Genomic DNA, 21911 nt, shown 5'->3' on the forward strand with positions numbered 1-21911 from the left:
ATGCCTTGCTTGTAGGCAGTGTTGGTCTCATGGCTGACTATTTTGTAATATAAGACCGCTTTAGTACTGTTGTCGATAAATACCATGAGACCAAATTGTCTGCCAAAGTAAGTAGTATCCATGACAATATTAGCCTGATGGGGCAGCTGAATCTTGTATTGGATTTTAACGTTATCCAACCGCCTTTGAATGGTCTTAATACTGCATTGATGTTTGTCAGCCAGTTGTTTGTAAGTTTGTTTGCCTTGCGTGTATTCTTGCCAAAGCAGGGGATTATTTAGTCTTTTACCCCCTAAAAACTGCCGTTTACAGGCTAAGCATTGGTACTGCTGTTTGCCTAGTTTGTGGCCGTTCTTCTTGGTGTGTTTTTCACCACAAAAAGGGCAGTTTTTTGATTCATGGCTTTGATTCCTTGCAAATACAGACAGTATATAGCTTTAACCTATACGACAGCATGAATTTTGTCCATTACACCAGATTAGACGACAATGGCTGACGCCTGATATCCACGCCCTAGAAGTGACGTGGTTTTACGGCGCTATTTGATTAGACGATAAAAACACCCATAAAATAAAACGCTACCCTAAAGATGGCATGAAAGCCTGCTTCAGGATAGCGTTGACTGACGACGGAGACTTACCAGTAGAACCTAGCAGCTGACTATTAATTCTATCTAATGCGATTAGTTGGGAAGCAAAATATGCTTGCTCTGTTGATAAGCTGACAGACCATCCTTGCCCAGCTCGCGGCCAATGCCACTTTGCTTAAATCCGCCCCAGCCTGCTTCAGGAAGGACGATTTGTTGCTCATTAATCCAAATATGTCCGGCCTGAATTTGCAATGCCATCTCTAACGCTGCTTGTTCATCAGCGCTAACAATGGTCGCTGCCAATGCAAATTTGCTGTCGTTTGCCATGCGAATGGCTTCGGCATCATCTTTAAAGATTGTACTGACAAGTACCGGTCCAAATATTTCTTCTTGCCATAACTGACTGTCTGTTGATACATTTATATAGATTGTTGGACTAGCAAAATAGCCTTGTTTATCCAATGCGTTACCACTGGTCAGACATTCAAGGTTTTCTATCGTTGCGATATCCAGATATTTTTGTACTTGCGTGAGTTGCTGCTGACTGACTAGTGGCCCCATTTGCGTATCAGGATCAAAACCATCACCCACTTGCAGGCTGTGTGTTTTAATCTTTAACTGTGCAAACAGTTTCTGAACGATATCATAATGAACTAATAGCCTTGAGGTTGCAGAGCATATCTGACCGGCATTGGTAAATATACCCCCAATGATTAGATCACAGGCATGGTCTATGTCGGCATCAGCGCGAACGATAATGGCGGACTTGCCACCAAGCTCCAGACTGATATCTTTTATACCTTTGGCCGCTTGGATCATAACCTTCTCGCCAACCCCATTACTGCCCGTGAAAGAAACTTTATCAATCAGTGGGTGGCTGGTCATCGCGGTTCCTACTTCGGCAGCGCCTGGAAGGATGTTGACCACCCCTTTTGGTAAGCCGATAGCAGACAATATATTGCCCAGCATTAATTCTGGTAATAATGTCACCTCAGACGGTTTTAAAATTACCGTACAGCCAGCAGCCAGAGCGGGCGCTAGTTTCCAAGAGGTCGTTACCATAGGAAAGTTCCAAGGTACGATGAGTGCACAGACGCCAATAGGTGCTAATGTTTTGAGTAATCGAATGCCCGATTCATTGATGGTGACCTCAGTCAAGGTTGATTGACTGACAATCAGATTGGCATAGTACCGATAGCAAGCGATGGCATCGCCGACATCTATTTTTGCTTCTTCGATTGGTTTACCGCTATTTAAAACTGACAACCCGACCAACTTATTAAACTGTTGCTCCATAACGGCCGCAATAGCGTTTAAATAGTCAGCACGCTCGCTTACTGTGGTTTGTGACCATGACAGTAATGCTTTAGACGCGGCAGTAGCAGCAGCATCTACCTGCGATTTGCTACACAATTGAGTGGTGGCGATGACTTCGGCTGAGCTTGGATCATACAAAGAATGGTGACTGGCTTCTTCACCACTGGCGGATAACGGGACAATATCTATCCATTCACCATCTATATAGGCAGAATTTAGTACCACCTCATTTTGAGCCGTCTTTTTTGCTGCAGCTCTTGTTATATCTTCAGGGTTTGTGATTGCCATGGCTGGATGCTACCTCTAATTATTTTTAATAGAATATTCTGTTCGTCATTAAAGTTAATATATTAGTAACCGGTCTAACTTTATGATTTATAAAATTAGATCGATTTTATTGAGGCTAGCTTCTATTGATGTGATCGCGATTGTATCAATAGTAGTGCGCTAATAATTAATACAGCAAATGTGCAATTGAGGTAATAACCACTAAGCTGATTAGCGTACGGATAATAAAGATGATAAACAGCTCTAATACATTAAGCTTAATATTTGACTTTAAAATTAGCGCGCCCACTTCAGACATATAAATAATTTGGGTGATAGATGCCGCCCCAACAATAAATCGGGTCATCTCACTTTCAATACTCTGGCCAACCAAAGCTGGCAGATACATATCAGCAAAGCCCATAATCATAGCAGGCGCCGCATCAGCAGCTTCTGGAATTCTTAATAACTCAAGCAGCGGTACTAAAGGTGTGGCCAACCAATCAAAGACAGGGGTGTATTCTGCCAACCCTAAACCAAGTACACCGATAGCAAAAATGACCGGAATAAGTCCAAAATAAATATCAAACAAGTTCTTTAAGCTATTTTTGAATACACTACCTAAACTCGGCATAGAATGTGCGCGTGTCACGGCGCGATTGATGGCCCATTGATAGGTACTATACTGAGCAGGAATCTCTTCATCCAACATACACTTACCAGAATGGTAGGTATCAGGTTTTAATGACAGCGGTGGTATACGTGGCATGATAATAGCCGCTATAAAACCGGTCAGAGCTATAGTTAGATAAAAGAAGACAAAGTTATTATCCACGCCGATTGTTTTGGCCACCACATAAGTAAAGGCTATCGAAGTCACTGAAAAGGTAGTGGCAATAATGGCCGCTTCACGTTGGCTATAGAAGCTTTTGTCATACTCTTGCATCGTGACCAGCAAACCAATTGAGGCTGCCCCAAACCAAGAAGACATCGCGTCAACGGCTGAGCGTCCCGGTAGTTTGAATAATTTGACAAACATTTTACTGGCTAATGTTCCTAAAAATTCCATCAAACCAAAATCGGTCAAGAATGGTAAAGATAAAATCGCAAAAAAGAACAACGGAATCAAAATTGGAACTAGATCTTCAAAAATAACCCCACCGGTATTACGATTAATAATGAATTCAGGACCTATTTGTAAAAAGATCATCCAAATAAATAGCGTCCCTAAAAAGCGCGCTGCTAGCCAGAACCAATCGACGTCGAACATACTTTTTAATAGAGAATCTTCAGGCAAGTTAGGTCGCAATACTTTCATCGCTAGTGCCCCTACAAAGGAGGTCGTCACTATTCCCAGCACGACATAAGCAACATAACCGCCTATCAGTCCTTGTAAGGTATCCGTTAACACCCCGAGTAGGATTGTGACCTTGCCATCCCATTGAAAGGGAATGATAAATAGCGCGATACCCAGCGCTGAAAATAACATAAACTTCCACATCGACGCTCGCCATTTCTCTCCTTGTGGCGTTCTTGGGTCGACAGCATTAGTACCTAACACTGGCTGCTGCGATTTTGTGATATTAACCGTCATTTTATTCCTCCATGAAAGGCGTTGAGCGCCAATTCTTCCATTTAGCTGTCTGACCAATCCCTGGATTCAGCGAATTAGTCGGATCTAGTTTTTTATAAAAAGTATTTAATGCAGACTTAGCACTATAAATATGACCCACATTGTGCTCAGCGGGATATTCGATCTGGCGCTGGTCATAAAAATTCAGTAGTTCTTCCTTGAACATTTTTGCGTCGACATTAGGGTGCAAGAGATAATCTTGATGCATAACATGACAAAAAAAATGTCCCAGATAAAAACAGTTTTTAACTTGTTGTTGTAAATCCCTTGGTAACGTCTCATCCCAATCTATGGCATTTCTAGGCAAAGCGATATCTGTAGAGACCAGCTCGCCAAAATCTTTATGGTTTAGATTGTGATAGCGAAACATGGCAGCCGTTGCGGCACTGCGAAATACCAACAACGCTGCTCCCTCTTTCGGGGTACACGTGTGTAATGCCCCGTCATAGTGCTGCATATGAGACTGCAAAAATGCTTGAGCGGCATCAATATTGTCATCAGCCACTTTGATAATTAGATGGTATTTATAAGCACGAGACTGATTGGCAAGCGGTTTAGGTAACGAAGCTGGCATAAAGGTAGACGCCAGTTGTAGCAGACGATCTGGCAAAGTCTGTAGCAGATGCCATTTCTCCAAATAATAGCCAATTTTAGCTTGCAGTCGATACAAGGCGCCTATTTTACTAGCCGGCAATTGACTCATACTGAGGCAAGTATCTCGCCCATAGCGCAAAGTGATGTCGTTATAACCTTTATGCATATACTCTGCCAAGACCGGCAAGCTCAATTCACTCTTAAGCCACTTTCGTCTTAGCGTGGTTAAAGCTTCGGTCTGGTCAGTAGAGATGTAAAAAGTTTGCTCTTGAGTGGTTTTAGCAAATGTTGCCACTCTGACGGCAAATACAATCAACTTCCCTGCTGAGCCAGATGCTTCGAATAGACCACTAGGATCATTGTTATATCTTGCAGGTGTAGAGGACTCGCAATCGCGGACCTTATTCTGATAGTGATGGTTTGCGCAAGCTCTATCAGCTGTAGCGCTGTCTAGGCTTTTATCAATTTGACTGTCAACCTGATCGACCTCACCAAATTGGCCTGACTGCAAATTATTTAGCATATCTTCTGGCGTATCGCCGAGCGCTAACCCTAAATGATTGATAAGCTCAAACGTCCCTGATGCGCTGCGTCTTGCGTATAAGGCCATCTCGGTATAAGCAGGACCGCGCTGAACCAACATACCGCCTGAGCTATTGCAAATGCCACCAATCACTGACGCACCGACACAGCTAGAGCCTAATACTGAATGCGGCTCACGACCCATAGGGGCTAAGGTAGAATCTAATTGTTGTAGGGTGGCAGCAGGTAAGGCAATCGCCTCTGTAGCATCGTTAAGAAGATGAATACCCCCTAATAACTGCATGGATATCACTACCACCGGCCGATCATAGTCGCCAAAAGGTGTTGATCCTCCGGTAAGCCCAGTATTAGCGGCTTGAGCAACAATGATGGCATCAGCCGCTGCACAGATATTAATAACGCGCCACAGCGCTACTAACGAATGCGGAACGATTACTGCCAGCACTTGAGGCGCGGCGTCATCATTAATTATTCCGTGAACGTAAGCTTGTTGTTGGCTCAGTTTTGTCAGCACGTTTTTGCGCCCAATCGCTTCTATAAAATCAGCTATAAGGTCAGCTAATAAGCGAGACGAGTTTTTAGAATGTGACACTATAGACGCTCTCCCTTGATCGACTAAATCTCAGCGCATTTAGCTAAAATAAGTAAAGGTCTTACCCATCTCAGCAATGAAGTCATCGGCTTCATCGACTTCATAAATAATCGGTTGCTGTCCTTTAATATCCTGTTGCAGAGCTTCTATTAACTGCTGTTTCCCAGTAATTCTGCGATAGCCGGCTCCAAAGCCTGCAGCTAATGGCTCAAAGTTGGGGGTTTTAATATTGACCCCAATTGACGGCAGCCCCCGCTCTTCCATATATCGACGAATCTCTCCATAGCCTTGGTTATTCCACACTAATACAATCAATGGCAGCTCAAGCTCTGTGGCACAGATGAGCTCAGCTATCGTAAACTGAATACCGCCATCGCCTATTAGACTAATCACCGGATCATCTGTCGCTAGCATGGCACCGATAGCGGCAGGTAAGCCATAACCCAACGTGCCAAACCCGGTCGATGAATTAAACCACTTGCGAGTACCTAAAGCCTCAAAGCCATGATTGCCGCTATAGACAGGCTGTGTCGAGTCACCAACGATAATGACGTCTTTTACCTCATCTCGAATCAGCTTAAGTAAGCCATTTTGACCGGCAAAGCTTGCTGGCATAGACTCTATCAGTGCCTGTTTTACCTGTGCTACTTGCTCTTTGGCTTTATGATCTAAACCTTTATTTTCTAAGCGCTCGCACAATCCAGTAATCGCCATTTGAGCATCAGACAATACAGCAATATCAGCTCTAAACGGACGTTGTAGCTGCTGCGCATCGCAGTCAATACGAATGAGCGTGCCATTAATACGAAAGCCCCCATCAAACACTACATCGTAATCGGTTTCGCCAAGTTCAGTACCAATTGCTAATACTAAATCTGCCTCAGCGATGAGCGCTCGACCTGCTTCCAACGACTGATTGCTACCCAAACTTAAAGGATGATCCGGTGGCAATAGACCTTTGCCATTAATGGTCAAAAATGTCGGGGCATCTATGAGCTCTGCTAGTTTCTGAGCATCATCGTCCACAGCAACGCAGCCGCCACCATAAAGTAAGACCGGATTTTTTGCGGTCTTTAGACACTCAATAATTAAATCCATTTGCCCTGGATTGGGAAGTGGTCTCATTACCTGAGGCAACATTAAATTATTTGAGTCGGTGTCATTTTTTGCAGGTGGCTTGGCTACATGACTGGCATCTGCTGTGATTACATCAATAGGCAACTGAATATGGACCGGACCTGGACGCGCACCATTAAATAAGGCAAAGGCCTCAGCGATGACTTTAGGCAAAGCTTCAGGTTGCCAAATGGTTTTGCTAAACAGTGCAACTTTACTTACCATGCCTTGCTGATCATGCAGTTCGTGCAAGTGTCCTTCGCCGCTGCCCGTATTATCAATTTTATTGACACTAGAAATTACTAGCATCGGTATAGAGTCAGCCGCTGCTTGCGCCATGGCGGTCATGATATTGGTCATACCAGGGCCAGTAATAATAAAGCAAACCCCAATTTTGCCAGAAGCGCGATAATAGCCATCGGCCATGAATCCAGCACCTTGCTCATGACGCGGCGTAACGTGACGAATATTGGTATTCGGTAAGCCACGATATAGCTCTACGGTATGTACGCCAGGAATACCAAATACGGTCTCTACCCCGTAATATTGCAGCCACTCTACTAATAGCTCTCCGCAAGTCAGCGATGGAATAGTTGGCGGCGTGGCCGCTGTTGGCGTCTGTATCGGTTGCGTCATAAGTAAGTCGTCCTAAAAAATTCACTGAATGTTTAATTAATTATTAGTTTTTAATAGTTATTAAATACTAAGCCTAAACGAACCTTTAAAAGGGTTCTAAAGGTTCGTTCTGTTTTATTTTGGTCATCATAATGACGAGCAGCTACCAACCAAACGGTTCTTAATAAATAGCCTTAACCTTTTCGTCATAGCGCACACCTGGCAAAATACACAGCATCTCGAACAGTAAGTTTGCCGCTAGCACATAGATTGGATCATAAGTCATGATGTCGTAGCCAATCATCAATCATGATATTTAGACGTTTACCTGAAAAACTAGGAAAATGACCACCATGAACGATACGAACAGGTAATGCATTTAAGCGCCGCATGCTACGAGCATAGTCAGATAGATTGCTATGCCAAGTATCTTCAATTAATGGACCATCGTAAATTAGATCGCCAGAGATTAAAGTTTTACTAGCTGCCTCCCATAGGGCAATACCACCAGGTGAATGTCCTGGTGTATGAATCACCTCAAATTGCCGGTTTCCTAGGTCAATCATGTCGCCATCTTCGAGTTTCATGATCTTCGCTGGTGCGGGAATTCGATAGCCACAATGCGCATAGGGCGCTGGGGGTAAGCCGTCAAACATCTCGTCATTTACAAACATATCAGCTAAGGTGCGAGCATTATCTGGTGCAGCAAGAATATCGGCCTCAGCAGAATGGATGTGACAGCAATCAAATTCGCTCGCTGCACCAATATGATCGAAATGGGTGTGACTCGCTACGCCAATTATTTCGCGTTCAGTTAGCAGAGCGACATGACGACGTAAGGGTACAGCACCTAAACCGAAGTCTACTAGTAAATCGCATTTGCTCCCTCGTACGTGCCAGAGATTACAGCGAAAAAACGGTTTGATCCATGGTTCGTCAATTAGTGTAATACCGTCGCTCATATTTTGGGTTCGATACCATTTTTCCGGTTCAATACGCGGTAGAGAACTCTCATTCATGAGCTAGCTCCATTAAGGTTATGTAGATCTTTGAGGTAGTCTTGATGACTGCGACTCTCGTTGATTCGGGCTAGGTCGATATCTACTATCAAGATACCAGAATCAATGCCAAGTCTCCCTAATACCTCACCATCAGGGCCAGCAACGAGACTGTTTCCGCAGTAATGCAGATTGCCTTCTATACCGGAGCGATTAATACAAGCGACGAAGCATTGATTGTCCATTGCTCGGGCACGAATTTGGAGTATTTGGCGCTCCGCATTTGGTATCATATTAGCGGTAGGCGACAGTATAATCTCTGCACCTTCTTGAACAAGCTCTCTCGCTACTTCTGGAAATTCGTTATCGTAACAGATCATTAATCCCAATCGTCCAAGTCGGGTGTCGACTACGCAGCATTTTTTACCAGCAGTAAAGCATTCATGTTCGCGGCCCCATAGCTGACGCTTATGATAAGTGGCGAGACGCTTGCCACTGCCGTCTAACAAAATAGCAGAGTTGGTCAACTGCCCATCAGAGTGACGTTCAGCAAGACCGAACAGTAAATGTAAATTGTACTTAATAGCGAGTTTGGCAACTTGGGTGACGATAGGCCCGTCTACTGATTCAGCCAAGGTATCAAGGCGCTCAAAGATATTGTAGCCAGTCAATGCCAGCTCTGGCATTACCAATAGATCTACTTTTGCGGCTACTGCTAATTGGCAAAGGTCCTCAAAGGCCTCTAGATTGGCAGATGGGTCAGCCCGTACGGGATTAGTTTGCGCAAGCATCAATCTCATGATAAGGGTTCCTCTTGAGCTGATTTGATAGAAGCATTAGGCCGAGTAAGTAATCTAGCTCCTAACCAGTAAAGTCCACCAGTGATGATAAAGACCGGTAATGAAGCGCCAAAAGGTGGCGGAGAAATTAACGCCCAGTAAGCAGCGAGGGCCGCGCCAATTAGATAAGCGCCGACTGCAATCTTTGCAGTAGGACGTCCTAGTTGACGACTAGAATCAAGAAGCTTGGCCGTATACCCTTCTTGACCGATGAGATAGTAATCAACAATCATTACTGAAAATGCAGGAATAAAGAGTGCGCCTACTAATAATAAGAAATTTTGAAACTGATCTAAAATACCTGGAATCAACGCGCCAAAAATAGTAACTAAGCCGATTATCAATGCAGGTTTCCAAAAACTCATGCTAGGGGCGACATTCATACATGACAAAGTGGCGCTATAGACTGCCATAACATTGGTTGTCATTACTGAAAAGAAAATAACTAATGCGGCAGGCAAACCAAAGCCAAATTCTGCAAGCAAGCGCGTTGGATCATAAGTCTGTTCCAACCCGTTTAATATTGAAAGTCCTGAAATCGTAGCACCTAAGCCCATAGCAACTATAGCTGCTATGATATAACCAAAATAGGTGGCCCATATTGCAATGCGTGAGGTCTTACAGTTGCGGTTGTAGTCCGCTGCCGAAGACATCCAAGAAAATGCAGTAGCAATAACGATATCAAAGGCTATACCTAAAGTAATTCCATTGCGAGACTCAATCGGCATGTCAAAGAGTGCCGATACATCATAATGTTGATAAAGTTGATAGAGTACTATGACAGTTAATCCTGCCATGGCCAGTGCTGCCCAGCGCTCGACAAGTTCAATACCGAGATGACCTCGTAATACAATTAGTACTACGACGGTCTCACATAAGATAACAAACAGGGGCAGATTACTATAGCCGGTAGTGGCCTCAATAGCATAGTTGAGACTCATGCCGGCAAGCAGAGCTTGAATACAACTCCAAGCAATCAGCACTCCCATGTTCACCAATGAGATCATTTTACTACCGAGCGGCCCATAAGCTCTGCGAGTCAGTGCCATCGAAGGCAGTCCTGTGCGTTGACCCATGAGACCAACTAACAGCAATGGAATCGCACCGATCAATGAGCCAATTAGTACAATCGTTATAGCAGTGGTAAACCGTAAGTCGGGTACTAATAACATGCCGGTTAGAATAGTAGTAACGACTATATTAGCGCCGAACCATAAAGCGAACGTACCAAGCGACCCTAGACTATGTCCAGTGTTATCTGGGGACAACGTGTCTTGGCCAAAAAATGAAGATGATTTGCTCATTACGGTCTTCCTTAACCGAATTACGTATTAATACCAGTAAATTGAATGCACTGGTGACGATAGAACTATCCATGGATGTACCGAATTGGGAAACTATAATATGCTATAAAGCTAGCCAATAGGATGCTATCGATAACCCTTTCCAACTTTTATTTAGTAATATTAAACTTCTTATAATAGTATAATTTTTCTGGGTTTCATTAACGCAGCTACAAGGACTAGCGATAATTTATGCAAGGAAAACTAAGCCCAAACGAACCTTTAAAAGGGTTCTAAAGGTTCGTTCTATCTTGTCTTTGGCATTGTAATAACGAGCAGCTACCAACCAAACGGTTCTTAGTAAATAGCCTTAACCTTTTCGTCATAGCGCACACCTGGCAAGATACACAGCATCTCGAACAGTAAGTTTGCCGCTAGCACAGAGGTGTTACCAAATGGATCATAAGGTGGTGATACTTCTACTAAGTCGCAGCCAACCACATCTAATCCACGCATACCGCGAATAATTTCTATCGCTTGGGTTGATGTCAGGCCACCTATTTCAGCCGTTCCGGTGCCAGGAGCAAATGCCGGATCAATACCATCAATATCGAAGCTTAAATAGACCGGACCATCCCCTAATTTTTCTCTCACTTCTGCCATCAAGGGTGCCAGTGACTTGTACCAGCATTCCTCAGCAGGTACGACGCGAAAGCCTTGCTGAGTTGACCAATCAAACTCTTCAGCGCTGTAACCGGTACCACGCAAACCAATCTGTACTACCCGATTTCCATCAAGCAAATTTTCTTCAACAGCACGGCGAAATGGTGTGCCATGAGCAATTTTTTCACCGAACATATCATCGTTAATATCAGCGTGGGCATCTATGTGTACCATGCCTACAGGGCCGTGTTTTTTGGCCAGTGCCCGTAAAATCGGTAACGCAATCGTATGATCGCCGCCCAAGGTCATTGGGATGGCGTCATGACTGACAATTTTATCGGTATAAAATTTCTCGATAATATCGATACTTTTTAGTAAGTTAAACGTATTGATAGGCACATCACCAATATCGGCGACTTGTAACGATTCAAATGGGGCTGCGCGAGTAGCGACGTTGTAAGGGCGTATCATTCTAGATTCATCACGAATTTGTCTAGGGCCCAATCTTGCCCCGCTACGGTTTGAGGCGCCAATATCCATAGGTACACCTACAAAAGCGGCATCTAATCCTTGGGCATCAGTCTGAGTTGGCAGGCGCATCATAGTAGCAAAACCGCCAAATCTTGGCATCTCGTTACCGCTTAGCGGTTGATTAAATTTCATAGATCACATCCTTGATTGTATTTATCGTACCGTTTATTGGAATAAACAATCCTTTTACATACCTTCACAATACCTAAATATAAGCACTCAAACCATGTTAAAATTCAGAAGTAAACTTCTAATATTTCGTAGTAAGTGATAGTCATTACTTATATTCAGAAGTATATTAACTGTCAAATGACCAGAACACCTCTAGACAAAGGTATTGATAGTTTAAAAAACAATGTAACTACTTGATTTAAAAATTATACATTTTTTATTAAGTAACTCTTTAACTGGCTCTTCATTAGCATATACAGTATGAGAGTCTTAGAGACATCTAAAGTACGGATTGAAAACACGGATTAAACCCAATAGTTTCTCTTTTTTAATAAATTTATTCTTTTATATAGCGTGAGTAGTTATGTTCGATGAATTAATAAAAATAGACATTAAAACCCTACGTAGCTTTATGGCTATCGTGGAATGTCAGGGCGTGACTGCTGCCCAATCTCGATTAAATATTACACTCTCCGTTATCAGTGGCCATCTCTCGCATTTAGAGGATCGACTAGGAATGACGTTATGCCATCGTGGCCGTGGCGGTTTTAAACTTACAGAAGATGGTATTGCCGTTTATGAGGCCTGCTTAAGCTTTCAAGAAGCGGTCGCAAATTTCGAGCACCAGCTACATTATATTCGTCAATTGGATTCAGTGCGTGGTGGTCATATTCGATTGTGTTTGGCAGACCAGCTGCCCACATCTTTTTATGAGGCTTTACGTCAATGTCTTTCAGCAAGTTACCGTAAAAATCCTCTCATACACTTTTCTATTGACGTGCAGAGTCCAGAAAGCATGTTAGAGAACCTAATTGGCAATGAAAGTGACATTGGGGTTGGTTATTTTGGTAGCTTTCCGCCTTTGCTGACTTTTAAACCAGCGTTTATTGAAAAGCAAGTGGTGTGCTGTGGACGGGAGCATGAGCTATTCCATCAAACGGATGTATTAACTTTTGAGGCATTAGAACAACAATACTCTTGGGTCAAAAGAGGCTATATCGTAGATCATAAGATTAATCATATTCGTCCTAGGAAGTTAACTGCCACCACTTACCATATGGAGGCCACCGCACAGCTTATTCTTGCCGGCCATCACGTCGGCTATCTACCCAACGACTTGGCAAAGCATTATGAAGGAATGGGACTTATTAAAATTTTATTGCCTGAAGAAGCAAGCTACGATGTGAAGCACCATTGGGCATATAGAGAAAATTTGCATAAACACGTGGGAGATTTTTTAGCTCAGATGACTGATTTATTATTTGAACAGACGCAAAATGATTAATGGGTATCAATTATAGAGACCACACTAAAGGCTGTTAAACATTGAGATATTATTGTAGATAAATAGTGGCAGTTGTTCTTGGCGTAAGTTATACGTGTGCTGCGGTAAGCGTAATACTGTTTGTAAGGCTCGTCAGCAATAGTTTGGCATTAGTAATACAGTATCTAAATACTTCTTACATAATGATAATAGATTGCATCTAAAGTCATCTTTATTGTAATACTCTGAATTGATAGTCTATGCGTCACGAACAGTTTCGAACAGAGGAAGAAAGAAGACATGATAAATACTGGTGATAAATTAGTATGTACTCAAGGCAATGACTTTTACTTGGAAGGTAAAACCTACACCGTAGGCAAGATCGTTAATGACAAGTATTTTCAGGTATTAACGGCCAGTAATGATGACCATTGGTATGCAACCTTAGATGATAATGGTATATATGTGAGCTTTGACTCTATGACAGCCAAGAGCAGTAAAGCTCGGTTTGATGAAATATCTGATAAAAGTATCGTGTGAAGTAAGATTTTTAATTAGGATACAACAATTGAGTCGTTATAAAACATAGCTTCTTAGTTACTAGTTAGCCTTTATCAAGTGATGGCTTATGGCCATTTTTATGTTTGGAAACTGCTCTTTATATCTACGACTTAACTGTCATTATTTAAACAAAAACGCTAGACAAAAAATTAGCAGACTTAAGTTATTTCTTAAGCTGCTAATTTTTGTAGCTGATCTTTATATTAACTCAATACCGCTTTGATATGATCTGCCAAATCATTGGCCATCACATCGCATTCTATTTCATCATCTGACTCGACCATCACCCGAATCATGGGCTCAGTACCTGATTGGCGAATAAGCAGACGTCCACGTCCCTCTAAAAGGGCCTGCGCTTTATCAAAAGCTAAAACTAACTCTTCATGCGCATAAGGATCTTGCATCTGAGCTAGGCGTATATTAACCAGCTTTTGCGGCAATACTTCAAAGCCTTCGGTTAGGTCGCTGAGTGCTTTATTTCGTTCTTGCATTACTGCCAGTACCTGCAAGCCTGCAATGATAGCGTCACCGGTGCGGCTCTTATCTAAACAGAGAATGTGTCCTGACGGTTCACCGCCTAAGATCCAACCCTTGGCTTCAAGCTCTTGCATCACATAGCGATCCCCTACTTTTGCACGAACAAAATCAATACCTTTTGCTTTTAATGCCAACTCTAAACCCATATTGCTCATTAGCGTACCGGCCACGCCAGTTGCGGGCGTTTGACCTTGAGTGGCAAGTACATATAAGATGCCGTCGCCATCGACTAGCTTGCCCGTTTCATCAACTAACACAATACGATCGCCATCACCATCCAGCGCAATACCAATATCAGCATCATGATCTAAGACTGCCTGTTGCAGACCTGCAGGATGAGTGGAGCCGCAGTCGGCATTAATATTGAGACCATCAGGTGTGTTATTAATAGCAATCACCGTGGCGCCCAACTCACGCATAACTCTTGGTGCCACACTGTAGCCGGCTCCGTTTGCACAATCTAATACTATCTTTAACTGACTTAAATCGTATTGATAAGGAAAACTGCCTTTACAGAACTCGATATAGCGGCCTTTGGCATCTCCGATTCGATAATTTTTACCCAACTGTGCCGGATCAAGTATAGGCATTAATAAACTATCACCTTCATCGTCCGCCGCACTCATAATAATTTGTAGCTTATCGTTGATTGCGTTTTGCATCTGATCAGTCAGCTTTTTACCGTCCGCTGAAAAGAACTTGATACCATTATCATAATAGGGATTATGCGACGCTGAGATGACCACGCCAGCATCCGCATGAAAGCTGCGGGTCAAATGAGCAATAGCGGGTGTCGGCAAAGGTCCTAGCAAATGTACATCTACGCCTGCCGCATTAAAGCCGGCTTGTAGTGCCCCTTCAATCACATAGCCTGAAAGCCGAGTATCTTTACCGATGACTACACTGGGTTTGCGCTCAGGATTATCGTTATTTGCTATTAGCACCTGTCCAGTCGCATAGCCTAATTTTAAAATGAAATCGGGCGTAATAGGCATCTTGCCAAACTTGCCGCGAATACCATCGGTGCCAAAGTAGCTCATTATTAATAATCCTTATGTTAAAAGTGAAAGGCCAGACGTGCTCGCAGGCTAGAGTATCTACTGCTGTCTTATTTTACAAAAAAAACAGCCAACAATGAACGAGCATTGTGGGCTGTTTGTATCTTAAAATCTCTGAAATATAAAGATTCACGCTTTTACCACTGTTATTTAGTCGACTCGGTAGTTTGGTGCTTCTTTGGTAATTTGAACGTCATGGACATGCGATTCTTTCATGCCAGCCGAGGTGACTTTGATAAACTGAGGTTTGCTACGCATCTCTTCAATAGTCGCACAGCCAGTATAGCCCATTGACGAGCGCAAGCCGCCAACCAATTGGTTAACGATACCTGCCACTGGACCTTTATAAGGAACGCGACCTTCAATGCCTTCTGGGACGAGTTTTTCGACCCCATCTTTGGCATCTTGGAAGTAGCGATCTGATGAGCCGTTCTGACCTGACATCGCACCTAAGCTGCCCATACCGCGATAGGCTTTGTAATAGCGGCCTTGGAACAGCTCAACTTCACCTGGCGCTTCTTCTGTACCTGCCATTAGTGAACCAACCATGATGCACGAGGCGCCAGCAGCGATAGCTTTTGCCATATCCCCTGAATAGCGAATGCCGCCATCAGCAATCAGTGGAATGCTGTCTTGCAATGCACTAGCTACGCTATCGATAGCTGATATTTGTGGCACACCAATACCAGCGATAATACGGGTAGTACAAATAGATCCTGGACCGATACCAACTTTAACGGCATCAGCACCAGCGTCACGTAGGGCTTTTGCCGCATCACCCGTTGCGATATTGCCACCGATGACTTGAACATGTGGAAAGTTCTTTTTAATCCAAGATACTTTATCAATCACGCCTTTTGAATGTCCGTGCGCCGTATCAACAACAATAACATCTACATCAGCAGCGATTAATGCTTCAACGCGCGCTTGGGTGTCTGCGCCAGTACCGACGGCCGCGCCAACACGCAAGCGACCATGATCATCTTTACAAGCATTTGGGTTGTTTTCAGCTTTAGCAAAGTCATTAACGGTAATCAGACCGCGCAGACGAAAGTCATCATCAATAACAATGACTTTTTCGATGCGGTGTTCATGCAGTAGTTTCTTAATATTCTCGTTACTTTCACCTTCATGAACGGTGACCAGCTGTTCTTTTGGGGTCATGATATGGCTGACCGGTAATGATAGATTGGTTTCAAAACGCCAGTCACGATGGGTAACGATACCGACAACTTTATCAGTACCCTTCTCTACTACAGGCACACCCGAGATATTATTATCTTGGGTCAATCTTAATAGCTCACCAATAGTCATCTCTGGATGGACAGTGATAGGATCAACTACTGTACCCGCTTCGAATTTTTTGACGCGGCGCACTTGAGTAGCTTGCTTATCGATATCCATGCTTTTATGCAAGATACCCAACCCACCTAACTGTGCCATAGTAATGGCCATTTCAGACTCAGTAACCGTATCCATAGCAGCAGAAATTAGCGGTAAATTCAAAGTGATACTTTTAGTCAGGCGAGTAGACAGATCGGCAGTTTTTGGCAGAACTTCAGAATAGGCTGGTAACAATAAAACGTCATCAAAGGTGAAGGCTTCATGGACAATACGTAACATACATACCCCTAGCGGTGGTTATTTTGATGGGTGGGAGCTCAGTATTAAGGACCTCAATCAACAGTATGGCAGTCAGCAAACGCTAAATACAGATTCTAGGTATAGGCGCTTACTAGAGTCAAAGGCTGTTTCAATTAATGATCAGTAACGCGGTAATGCAAATGTAGCATCGACCGCTTCTTAATGACTCAGTTATCCCTTAAAAATAACGCCACATTATAACAAATAAGCCCGCCTTTCGCATAATAGTTTTGTCAGCTTACTTTACAACGGCGTACCTGTATTCTGATATTTTATACTCAATCGACATTTAAATAGTCAAGGTCTATAACTCGTGCTACTAAAACAACTTTTGGGATAATGACTATTAAAAATGTGTCTACTAATGACTGTCTTTGAGGGTAAAACGCTCCGTTGGCAGATACTCTTTTTGTTCCTGATGAATATAGCTGAGCATCTTCTCACGCACGCCACTTGCTAATACCCAAGCATTGTAAGGGCTATTGGCGGCCTGACTGCCCCTTATTTTGATGCTATTTTCACTGACTGATACTACAAATAATTCAGGCTCCGACTCTCCATCCCATAACTCGTTCGCCTTGACCACTTCAATATACTTTTGCCGAATGGCATCAATATCAGCACCATAATCAATATACAAATACACCACACCAGTCTGATGCACTTCGGTATGTGTCCAGTTTTCTATAATTTCGGTAATAAGATTGCGCATCGGGACAATTAAGCGGCGCTCATCCCAGGTCTTTAGCACTGCATAGGTATAGCGTAGATCCTCAACCGTACACCAGTTGTCCTCCATCATCACCGTATCGCCAATCCGTACCGGTTGGGTAATCGCTACCTGTATGCCCGCGATAATATTGCCCAAGCTAGGCTGCGCGGCAATACCAATAACCACACCAGCAATACCTGCTGAGGTCAATAAGGTTTTACCAAGCCCATCAATATTGGTAAATTCACTGAGGCCAATCCAAATACTGCTTAGAATCATCACAAAAATAAACATGCGCCGAAATACTGACGCATAAGTACGACGACGACGCACTTTATCGAACTGCTCAACGCCTAGATTTTCAATTTGTAAGTCTTGATAACGATTGGCAAAGAAGTTGATGACTCGTATTCCGAGCCACAGCGTGCTGAATACCAAGCCAATCCAAATAATCAGACGGGTGGAGGACGCCACGGCATCTAAATAAGGAAAGCCACCGGAGACTAGAGTGAATACTAAAGAAAAACTGACGGTAAACGTCAACGGCACGGTCAACTTACTGACTAAGTCCGCCACACTATTGCTACTGCCAACATAGATAGTGTAGCTTTTATCGGCTGCAAACCGGTTGATAATTTTTTCGGTTCCTTTACTCAGTAACCAACCCACGCCCAGAGTAAATGAGAAAAATAAAACGAGCGCTAAAAATTCCCATACTGCAATACTAAAAAACCGCAGCCCCATCCAAGTAGGTAAATAACGCTCAAACTGCGTGGGTTGATACTGATCGTAAAGACTGTCGATATTACCGACCGTTTGCGCAGAAAACACCCAAATCGGCGCATCATCCTCAACGCGCACACGCTGTAAATATATCGGTACGCGGCGCTCACGGTATTCCATGTATCCGAGCTGAATAGAACGTCTGGGAATGCCTGTCACGCTATTATTACTACCAAGAGGTGGTTCAATCAAACCATCGGGGCGATCGGGCAACTTATCAAACACATAAAGCTTCTTTTTGGTTAATAAAAAATCTAGACGCTTAGACAACTCAAGCGATCGACTAAGCTGCACCTCACTATCAATCAGGTTCATATTTAGTGCATAAGCGGCCAAATCAAATTGTTGCTTCATAACCGCTGACTGAAAAAACTCCAAAGTGGCAAGTGGGGTTTCTAAGTTAGGGGGTTCAGATAATAGCGGCAAACCACTATTGAGTTTGGTTAAAGGATAGTAACTTTCGTTATATTCTCCAGTAAGAGCACTATCCCCTTGCATTTGCCCTGCTTGCTGTACCGCAGTTTGTTCAACTGGATTCATCGTTTCACGAGCTATCTCAGAGAGATCAATATCTTTGTTTTTAATAGTTTCAATTTTTTGCTTGGTATAATCAGCAAAATTATCTGGCTTAGCAGTTACTGTCGCTTGCGAGTTGCTTGGTTGATTAACAGTTTGTTGAGAAGTCTCACTAGTAGCATCGGCAGCACTAGCAAAACTGGCAGGCACATAAAAAATACTGAACAATGCTATTAAAAAGCCAATCAATAACTTTATACCACGGCCATTATTATTAATAAGATCATTAATGTGGCAAGCATAAAGGTTACTATCCGCTACTTTTAATTCAGCATGATGCGTACAGGGATGACCAGTTTTAGTATTGATAAGCTTACGATGGGTTTTCATAGCATTGAATTTATTGACCTAAATATTAAGCCAATTTAAAACAGTCCACAAAAAAAAGCCAGCGTAAGCTGACTTAATTTATTAGTATTCGTATTTAATAGCGAAAAATAGCTTTTATAATCACGATAACAACACCTTTAAGCCCGACGCCACGTGGTTCCAGTACGGCTATCCTCTAGCTCAATGCCAGCGTCTTTTAGCAGCACACGAATCTCATCGGCACGAGCGAAGTTTTTATCGGCCTTGGCATCGGCGCGTTCAATAATTAAGTTATCAATAGACGCATCAGTAAAGCCTGAATCCTGCTCATCACCAATCACCGCTTGTAAGAACTGCGTTACCGGTTGCTGTAATATATTGAGTACCTCTGCCAGAGCTTTTAGCCGCTGCGCCAATTGCCACGCACTTTCCACGTCTTCTGCTTTAATAGCTTTATTGATATCGCGTGCCAGCTCAAATAAGACACTGATAGCAGCTGAGCTATTAAAATCATCGTTCATGCCGGCAATAAAGTCTTGCCCTGCGGCGCTGGCATAGGCCTCATTAATAACAGTATTGTTAACAGAAGTATCATTAATCGTTAAGGTCTCACCTTTTTGCTGCTCAGCTATTTTTAGAGCATGGTACAATCTACTTAGGCTATTATGTGCTTCATCTAGTGATACATCTGAGAAATTTACTTGGCTGCGATAATGGCTGGATAGTAGAAAGTAACGTACGGTTTCAGGGTGGTATTTTGCCATTACATCGCGAATGGTAAAGAAGTTACCCAAAGACTTGGACATTTTTTCGCCATCGACATTGATAAAGCCCACATGCATCCAGTTGCGTGCATATTCACAACCCGTACTGGCTTCTGACTGCGCAATCTCATTCTCGTGATGCGGAAACTGTAAATCATGACCGCCACCATGAATATCAAAGGTATTGCCCAAGCATTTGGTCGACATCGCTGAACACTCGATATGCCAGCCAGGACGACCTTGACCCCAAGGTGACGCCCATTGCGGCTCGTCAGGTTTAGCTGCTTTCCATAAGACAAAGTCAAATGGATTGCGCTTAACGGTTTCAACCTCTACCCGCGATCCAGCCTGCATCTCATCTAAGTTGCGCTTGGACAATTTGCCATAGTCAGCAAAGCTATCGACGGCATAATAGACATCGCCATTATCAGCAGGATAGGCATAATCACCGGTGACTAGGGTCTCAATCATCTGCTGCATCTCATCAATATGATCAGTCGCGCGTGGTTCCGCATCAGGGGTTAAGCAACCAAGAGCAGCGGCGTCTTCATGCATCGCTTCGATAAAACGCTGAGTTAGTACGCTAATATCCTCGCCATTTTCTGCGGCACGGGTGATGATTTTGTCATCGATATCGGTAATATTACGGATATAATTGACCTCATAACCCAACTGCGTGAGCCAACGTACGGCCAAATCAAAAGCAACCAGCACTCGCGCATGACCAATATGACAATAATCATAAACGGTCATGCCGCACACATACATGCCCACCTTGGCGGCGTTAAGCGGTGTGAACGTCTGCTTGCGTCCTGTCATCGAATCATAAATGGACAGCTGCGGCATGGCATCGGCAAGAGGTGTGGTCATCATAAAATAGCCTTGTAAGTAAAAAATTATTAATAACAATGTTAATAGTAATAAAAAGTAAAGTATTCGAAGTTTGCTATAACATCGTCAACCAGACAATATTTGCGCCAACTTATTAATGGCTTAATAGCCGACGCCCTATTTTAACAAAAATCTATCTTAGCGAAAACAGCCGTAAAATACTACAATGGTCCTACCAATCGTAAGTGCTCACTTATAAATACTGAATGCTAACCACTTATCTTTCTACATAAGCCGCACTATAAATAACTGTAAAACAAATAAGGAATAATAATGGGCAATCGCTTAACTAAAATATATACCCGTACCGGAGACGATGGCAGCACCGGTATGGCCGATGGTAGCCGCGTCAGTAAGGCTGATAATTTATTCAGCGTGATGGGTGATATTGATGAGCTTAACTCGCATATCGGACTGGTACGCGCCCACTTCTCGCAAGCCCTAGTGGCGTCTGATGCTAGTATGCAAAAGCTGCCTGAACGTCTACAGCAACAAGCAGATACGGATTTTTCCCAAGCATTGGTTATTATTCAGCATTTATTATTTAATGTCGGTGGTGAGCTTGCGATGCCAGAATATGAAGCGGTGCACGCCAGCCATATAGAATGGTTGGAGCAGCAGATCGATGCCATGAATACCACTTTACCGCCGTTGAAAGATTTTATCTTACCGACAGGCTCAGTGCTGGTCAGCCAACTACACGTCGCGCGTTGTGTCTGCCGCCGTGCCGAACGTCAAGCGGTGTTATTACAGCAACAACGCCCAGAGGCGATCCGTAGTACTGCGGTTGGCTTAGTCAACCGCTTATCTGACTGGTTATTTGTAGCAGCGCGATTCTGTACTGACCCTGAACAGGTCTCTGAAGTACTATGGGACAGCAAAGTTTTGCAAGATTTTGTGGAAACTGATGCGGATACTAGTGCGGATACTAAAAAATAACGGGCTAAAACTCAGTCATTTAAATGTGAAACGCTCGCAACCTTTATAAGGCTGCGGGCGTTTTATTTTTATACCATTTTTTAAATCAAAATTAGGTTTTTAGATCAAAAGCAGACTAAGTA

15 protein-coding genes are annotated in these 21911 nt (G+C 43.2%); 3 read left to right on the plus strand and 12 right to left on the minus strand.

Translation table 11 applies throughout. From position 1 onward, the window contains the following. Positions 1-682 precede the first annotated feature (682 nt). The 8 genes from JMX97_RS11055 to speB form a co-directional block, all read right to left on the minus strand. Positions 683-2194 carry an aldehyde dehydrogenase family protein gene (locus JMX97_RS11055; RefSeq protein ID WP_201558124.1) on the minus strand — a complete coding sequence of 504 codons (1512 nt, stop codon included), beginning with the start codon at positions 2192-2194 and terminating at the stop codon, positions 683-685. A gap of 166 nt (positions 2195-2360) precedes the next feature. Next, a complete protein-coding gene (locus JMX97_RS11060) occupies positions 2361-3767 on the minus strand; it encodes a YjiH family protein (protein WP_201558126.1) in 1407 nt (468 codons plus the stop codon). A gap of 1 nt (position 3768) precedes the next feature. Continuing rightward, positions 3769-5535: a D-lactate dehydrogenase gene (dld, locus tag JMX97_RS11065; protein ID WP_201558128.1), complete on the minus strand. Its 1767-nt coding sequence runs from the start codon at positions 5533-5535 to the stop codon at positions 3769-3771. A 39-nt stretch (positions 5536-5574) separates the two neighbouring features. Further along, positions 5575-7287 (minus strand): 5-guanidino-2-oxopentanoate decarboxylase, encoded by a 1713-nt coding sequence (locus JMX97_RS11070; RefSeq protein ID WP_201558129.1) that lies wholly within the window; start codon positions 7285-7287, stop codon positions 5575-5577. Between the two features lie 254 nt (positions 7288-7541). After that, on the minus strand, positions 7542-8285 hold the full coding sequence (locus tag JMX97_RS11075; protein WP_201558130.1) for an MBL fold metallo-hydrolase: 744 nt from the start codon (positions 8283-8285) through the stop codon (positions 7542-7544). Beyond that, positions 8282-9064 (minus strand): carbon-nitrogen hydrolase family protein, encoded by a 783-nt coding sequence (locus JMX97_RS11080; protein WP_201558131.1) that lies wholly within the window; start codon positions 9062-9064, stop codon positions 8282-8284. Before JMX97_RS11080 ends, JMX97_RS11075 begins: the two co-directional genes overlap by 4 nt. Beyond that, positions 9061-10407 (minus strand): purine-cytosine permease family protein, encoded by a 1347-nt coding sequence (locus JMX97_RS11085; protein WP_201558134.1) that lies wholly within the window; start codon positions 10405-10407, stop codon positions 9061-9063. The genes JMX97_RS11080 and JMX97_RS11085 overlap by 4 nt, the downstream gene beginning before the upstream one ends. Positions 10408-10743: 336 nt before the next feature. Beyond that, positions 10744-11712, minus strand: coding sequence for an agmatinase (gene speB, locus JMX97_RS11090; protein WP_201558135.1), 969 nt, complete (start codon positions 11710-11712; stop codon positions 10744-10746). 403 nt (positions 11713-12115) lie between these two features. On the opposite strand from speB, the gene JMX97_RS11095 reads away from it, so the two are divergent. Together JMX97_RS11095 and JMX97_RS11100 are read left to right on the plus strand one after the other, a co-directional pair. Next, positions 12116-13036: a LysR family transcriptional regulator gene (locus JMX97_RS11095; RefSeq protein ID WP_201558136.1), complete on the plus strand. Its 921-nt coding sequence runs from the start codon at positions 12116-12118 to the stop codon at positions 13034-13036. A 279-nt stretch (positions 13037-13315) separates the two neighbouring features. After that, positions 13316-13555, plus strand: a complete 240-nt coding sequence (locus tag JMX97_RS11100) for a hypothetical protein (protein ID WP_201558137.1) — start codon at positions 13316-13318, stop codon at positions 13553-13555. A 224-nt stretch (positions 13556-13779) separates the two neighbouring features. Here the strand turns inward: JMX97_RS11100 and glmM are convergent, their stop codons facing one another. The 4 genes from glmM to cysS all read right to left on the minus strand — a co-directional run bounded on the left by glmM (position 13780) and on the right by cysS (position 20829). Beyond that, on the minus strand, positions 13780-15153 hold the full coding sequence (gene glmM / locus JMX97_RS11105) for a phosphoglucosamine mutase (protein ID WP_201558138.1): 1374 nt from the start codon (positions 15151-15153) through the stop codon (positions 13780-13782). A gap of 168 nt (positions 15154-15321) precedes the next feature. After that, positions 15322-16794, minus strand: coding sequence for an IMP dehydrogenase (gene guaB, locus JMX97_RS11110; RefSeq protein WP_201558144.1), 1473 nt, complete (start codon positions 16792-16794; stop codon positions 15322-15324). Between the two features lie 382 nt (positions 16795-17176). Beyond that, complete coding sequence (locus tag JMX97_RS11115) at positions 17177-19216, minus strand: mechanosensitive ion channel family protein (RefSeq protein WP_201558149.1); 2040 nt, start codon at positions 19214-19216, stop codon at positions 17177-17179. Positions 19217-19353: 137 nt separating this feature from the next. Next, positions 19354-20829: a cysteine--tRNA ligase gene (cysS, locus tag JMX97_RS11120; RefSeq protein ID WP_201558164.1), complete on the minus strand. Its 1476-nt coding sequence runs from the start codon at positions 20827-20829 to the stop codon at positions 19354-19356. Positions 20830-21123: 294 nt separating this feature from the next. On the opposite strand from cysS, the gene JMX97_RS11125 reads away from it, so the two are divergent. Next, the gene (locus JMX97_RS11125; protein WP_201558153.1) at positions 21124-21789 is read left to right on the plus strand and encodes a cob(I)yrinic acid a,c-diamide adenosyltransferase; all 666 of its coding nucleotides are present in this window, start codon (positions 21124-21126) and stop codon (positions 21787-21789) included. The last annotated feature ends 122 nt before the right edge of the window (positions 21790-21911 follow it).

Source organism: Psychrobacter sp. 72-O-c (assembly GCF_904846605.1).
In the GTDB taxonomy this organism is placed as follows: domain Bacteria; phylum Pseudomonadota; class Gammaproteobacteria; order Pseudomonadales; family Moraxellaceae; genus Psychrobacter.

Bases quoted from the DNA above. Each gene is read 5' to 3' on its own strand.
- JMX97_RS11055 (WP_201558124.1), bottom strand. From the start codon at position 2,194: ATGGCAATCACAAACCCTGAAGATATAACAAGAGCTGCAGCAAAAAAG.
- JMX97_RS11060 (WP_201558126.1), bottom strand. From the start codon at position 3,767: ATGACGGTTAATATCACAAAATCGCAGCAGCCAGTGTTAGGTACTAAT.
- JMX97_RS11070 (WP_201558129.1), bottom strand. From the start codon at position 7,287: ATGACGCAACCGATACAGACGCCAACAGCGGCCACGCCGCCAACTATT.
- JMX97_RS11075 (WP_201558130.1), bottom strand. From the start codon at position 8,285: ATGAATGAGAGTTCTCTACCGCGTATTGAACCGGAAAAATGGTATCGA.
- JMX97_RS11080 (WP_201558131.1), bottom strand. From the start codon at position 9,064: ATGAGATTGATGCTTGCGCAAACTAATCCCGTACGGGCTGACCCATCT.
- JMX97_RS11085 (WP_201558134.1), bottom strand. From the start codon at position 10,407: ATGAGCAAATCATCTTCATTTTTTGGCCAAGACACGTTGTCCCCAGAT.
- speB (WP_201558135.1), bottom strand. From the start codon at position 11,712: ATGAAATTTAATCAACCGCTAAGCGGTAACGAGATGCCAAGATTTGGC.
- JMX97_RS11095 (WP_201558136.1), top strand. From the start codon at position 12,116: ATGTTCGATGAATTAATAAAAATAGACATTAAAACCCTACGTAGCTTT.
- JMX97_RS11100 (WP_201558137.1), top strand. From the start codon at position 13,316: ATGATAAATACTGGTGATAAATTAGTATGTACTCAAGGCAATGACTTT.
- glmM (WP_201558138.1), bottom strand. From the start codon at position 15,153: ATGAGCTACTTTGGCACCGATGGTATTCGCGGCAAGTTTGGCAAGATG.
- guaB (WP_201558144.1), bottom strand. From the start codon at position 16,794: ATGTTACGTATTGTCCATGAAGCCTTCACCTTTGATGACGTTTTATTG.
- JMX97_RS11115 (WP_201558149.1), bottom strand. From the start codon at position 19,216: ATGAAAACCCATCGTAAGCTTATCAATACTAAAACTGGTCATCCCTGT.
- cysS (WP_201558164.1), bottom strand. From the start codon at position 20,829: ATGACCACACCTCTTGCCGATGCCATGCCGCAGCTGTCCATTTATGAT.
- JMX97_RS11125 (WP_201558153.1), top strand. From the start codon at position 21,124: ATGGGCAATCGCTTAACTAAAATATATACCCGTACCGGAGACGATGGC.